The sequence below is a fragment of the Rhizobacter sp. P2_H2 genome (assembly GCF_056403375.1).
Map to the genome: position 1 here is coordinate 1 of NZ_JBFUFP010001267.1, position 1414 is coordinate 1414.

Annotated in this window: 2 protein-coding genes; both read left to right on the plus strand. The window is 67.9% G+C overall.

Annotated features, from left to right (window positions below):
• Nucleotides 1-244, plus strand: a 244-nt coding sequence (locus AC1D15_RS32220) for a MerR family DNA-binding protein (RefSeq protein WP_477829260.1), incomplete at its 5' end; no start/stop codon positions are given.
• A 558-nt stretch (nucleotides 245-802) separates the two neighbouring features.
• Nucleotides 803-1414 (plus strand): LysR family transcriptional regulator (locus tag AC1D15_RS32225; protein WP_477829261.1); only part of this gene is annotated, 612 nt, incomplete at its 3' end.

The window sequence follows — 1414 nt, forward strand, 5'->3', positions numbered from 1 at the left end:
GCTCGACACCTTGCCCGCGAGCCGCACGCCGAACCGAGAGGACTGGGCGCGGCTGTCCAGCACCTGGCGCGTAGAGCTCGATGAGCGCATCGCGCAGCTGAAGAAGTTGCGCGACACGCTTGACGACTGCATCGGCTGCGGCTGCCTTTCGATCGATCGCTGCCGGCTGCGCAACCCGTTCGACAAGCTGGCCGCGCAGGGGCCGGGCGCTCAGCGCCTGCTCGTCAAGCCCGCCAGGGAGTGATCGGCCAGCGTGTCGCACAGCACGTCATCGAGCGGTGTGGAGCAGCTGACTGAGGGTGATGTCGGTATGACCGCAAGTGGCCGACAGTGTATGTTCGCCGCGTCGCTCGCGACCAGTCGGTCGCAGGCCGTTCCGTCTCGCTGGGCGACCGCTTGCAGGGCGATCGACGAATGGGCACAGTCGGCCATGAGCTGCCGGACGCGTCCCCGCTCGCAAGCCGCCATTCATCTTCGGCATCCCGCCCCCATCTGCCGTTCAGCGCCGTGAGGACCAGCAGGTCGCGGACCGCAARTCCGGGCTACGAACAGACATTCGTGACCATGTCGCAAAACGGACCTTCGAGTCAGTGAGCTACCTGATGTACCTCCCGGCTGCAACGCTCGTAACGCCATACGGCGCTCGAAGGGCAACGACGTGATGCACCGTGGTGCACACTGTTCAACTATCGGTTGTCATCGATGCCTTGGCCCTCCCTCAAGTCCAGTCTCCATGCGATGAAGCCGGCATCGCGCAATGACGCAGCGCACCCGCGCACGGCGGCAGCCTGAGCACGACCCGATGGAACTGCGTCAGCTACGCTACTTCATCCGGATCGTCGAGCTAGGCAGCATGGGCCGCGCCGCGTTGGATTTGGGCGTTGGCACGCCGGCGCTGAGCCAGCAGATCAGCCGCCTCGAGGGCGAGTTGTCGACGCGGCTGCTGCAGCGCACCACCACCGGTGTGCTCCCGACCGATGCGGGACTGGCCTTCTTCCGCCAGGCCCAGCTCGCGATCCGCCATGCCGACGCCGCTGCCCATGCCGCACGGCAGGCGCGGCTGGCCGGGCACGTCAGCATCGGCCTCGCTCCGTCCACTTCGGGCGTGCTCGCGTTGCCGCTGCTGGAGGCAATGCGCGAGCGCTATCCGGACGTGCGGCTGCGCGTGGTCGAGAGTCTGTCGGGCAACCTCGCGACCATGCTCAACGCGCGGCAACTGGACCTGGCCGTGCTGTTCGAGACCGATGGCGCCCGGCGCTGGAGCGTGCTGCCGCTGCTCGAGGAACGGCTGTTCGTGATAGGCCGGCGTGACCTGCCGGGCATGCCGACCGGCCGCAGCGTGCGCATCGCGCGGCTGGCCAGTCTGCCGCTGGTTCTGCCCAGCGGCACGCACGGGCTGCGCGCGATCCTCGAT